A 2,988-nucleotide genomic window follows, 5' to 3' on the forward strand; every position below is an offset into this window, starting at 1 on the left:
CGATGGAAGATGCCTTGTACGACATCCCAGCGATGCGGCTGTTTGCAAGTTTATCGCTAGATAATACGATCCCCGATCACACCACGATCATGAACTTTCGCCACTTGTTGGAGCGTCACTGTTTGGCTCGTCAGATCTTTACCGAGGTTGCCGATTGGTTAAGTAAAGCCGTTGTGTTGGTAAAAGAAGGCACGATAATGGATGCCACCATTATCGAAGCACCCAGTTCTACACAAGAACAAAGTCGGTAAACGAGATCCTGAAATGCATCAAACAAAGAAAGGTAATCAGTGGCACCTTGGCATGAAGGCTCATATTGGTGTAGATGCTCGAACCGGCCTCACTCATAGCTTAACAACCACGAGTGCCAATGAGCATGACCTCAATCAGGCTGAGCATCTACTACACGGTGAAGAGGACTTTGTTTTCGCCGATGCCGGTTACCGTGGGGCAGAGAAACGAGACGAGCTGAAGGATACTGATGTCGACTGGTATATCGCGGAGCAGCCAGGAAAAGTCAGGACGCTTAAGTAACACCCAAGAATCAACAAAGTTCTGATCAACATTGAGTACATGAAAGCCAGTGTGCGAGCCAAGGCTGAGCATCCGTTTCGGATCATTAAATACCAGTTTGGGTTCACCAAACCGCGCTAACGCGGCATGGCTAAAAATGACAGTAAGCTGACCATGCTGTTTGCTCTGGCAAATATAGTCAGAGTCAGTCACGTGCTAAAAACGTAGGATCAGTGCGTCTGCTTTCCGGAAAATCGGCATGCAGACATTGAGAAACGAACAGATATTGGGTGGTTACACATAAATCACCCTAGACTGGTCGGTTCGCTCAAAAGACGGGACTTATTCGTGCATTCCTTAGCCAGTACTTCTGTGATCGAGACCCCATTGAACAATAAAAACAAATCATTCACGCCATAAACATATTTTATTAAACACAGCAATTGACACAGATAAAATATCACCGTACCGCCAAGCCTGAAAACGGCTTCGTTGATATCAAAACGACCAGAGCCTAATTCCACATCAACCACTCCCACTGATAGCGAAATTGATCAATAATCAACCACAGGTAAACCATAATCAAAAACCAAACATTAAAATCAGCCTTCCCTAACTACTGATCACTTTACATCCAAAAAAAAACAATCCAACAAATAGAACAACGGGCTTTCCACATAGTAAAGAATATGTAACACTCCTCTTCCAAAATACACACCTGATTACAGGGGGCGTTTTATGGCAGAGCTAAAGAAAGAAACATGGCTGCCGAATATTAAGTTTTGTTGCTCGCCATCAACAGAGATAACTTCTTGTTGAAATCTGCATAGCGACTACTTGTAACCAATATGCCCAACGTGTATAAACCAGTTTTCTAAAGGGCTCTGAATCCAGACCCGAGGAAAGTCCGACACATTAGCTACGTGCCGGACAAGAACACTCTTAGAGTGTGGTTAACCATAACGGAGTAATTTTTAATGAAAATGTTCAAAAAAACCGCCATTGCTTTGGCACTTACTGCTGCTACCGGCATGAGCTATGCGGCTGGTATCGATATTCGCGCTACTGGCGCTGCTGGCGACGACGCTGACCAGACATTTGCCGCTATCGTTGGTGGCGCTGCTATCGACGGCACTGGCCCTGTTTACCTGGACGAATTGCTGGCAACTCCACGCGCGAACAACGTTGATCTAGCTACAATCGCTAACGTACGTGAAATCACATACACCCCAAACACTACTATCGGTGAAAACTCTACCATCACCTTTGAAGTAGCAAACGGTGCGATCGATACTGCCAATGGCGCACAGCTGTCTGATGACGCTATCGGTACCACAGCGCTGGCCTCCCTGCTGGACTTCACCGAAGGCACCAACGGCTACACAACTCTGCGTTTTCAGGTTGAATCCGGTGAGTCACTGGCGGCTGGTGATGCCGTTTACCTGACAACTGCAGCGGCCACAACTGCTGCTGTTGCGTTGACCGTTGTTGCTGATGCAGGCCTAACCGCTGGTGATGCAGTAACTATCGAAGCTGTTTCCGCACAGGATCCATCCGCAATCCCAATCACCCAGGGTACCGCACCAGCAGAGACTCTGATTAGCGTTGTAGACGGCGTAGATCTGGCTATCACTGTTGCAACATCTACTATCAATGTTGAAGCAGACCCATCTCGCAGCTTGTTCGTTAACGAGCCTGCAGGCGATACATCTACAACTACATCTACTGCTGAAGTAACCTTCAACAACAACGCAGAGATCGCGCCAGACTTTACTACCGACAACTACACTCTGGCTGTTACTCGTGACAACATCGACGGCGTAGATTCCATTGAAGCAGTTTCCGGCGCCACTCAGGCACTGACTCTGGCTGATGGCGTTTACACTCTGGCCGGCAACAACTTCGACTCTGCTAACGATTTCGCAGACGGCGTTGCTACCGATCTGGTTATCACTGTAAACGGCACCGATGTGTTGGCAACAGGTGACTGGACCGCATCCCTGACTGTAAATGATGACCCAGCTACTGGCGCTGGTGATGTTGTACTGGCTACCAACGCGACTTCTCACACTTGGGATATCAACGGCGCACAGTTCAAGATCCCTTACCACGCTCAGAACGTATCTGGTTTCAACTTCTTCTTCAACGCAGTTAACGAAACTTCAATCAATGCAGAAGTATTCGCTGACGTAATCGTTCAGAACATCAGCCAGGGCACTAGCGTTTCCCTGACTAACGTTAACCTTGGCGATGCAATTGCAGAGAGCTCCACGACTTTCGGTCAGGGAACAATCAAAACTGCAATCAACGCAGCAGCAGCTGACACTATCAACGATGCAGACGTATACCACGTTGCTATGACGCTGACTGCAATCGCTCCAGCTAACGATGTACACGTTGCAGCGTTCCAGAAAGACGCTATCGGCCGCACTGTTGTTCCTGTACTGGTTAACACCGGCGCTCGCGATTGGCAGC

1 protein-coding gene and 1 pseudogene are annotated in these 2,988 nt (G+C 48.1%); both read left to right on the forward strand.

All coding sequences use genetic code 11. The annotated features are described in order from the left end of the window. A pseudogene (locus tag ABYW01_RS18010) lies at positions 1 to 741 on the forward strand (IS5 family transposase); the annotation flags it as partial. A gap of 749 nt (positions 742 to 1,490) precedes the next feature. Next, positions 1,491 to 2,988 (forward strand): hypothetical protein (locus ABYW01_RS18015; RefSeq protein ID WP_372835481.1); only part of this gene is annotated, 1,498 nt, incomplete at its 3' end.

This window comes from Pontibacterium sp. (assembly GCF_041587635.1).
In the GTDB taxonomy this organism is placed as follows: Bacteria; Pseudomonadota; Gammaproteobacteria; order Pseudomonadales; family Balneatricaceae; genus Pontibacterium.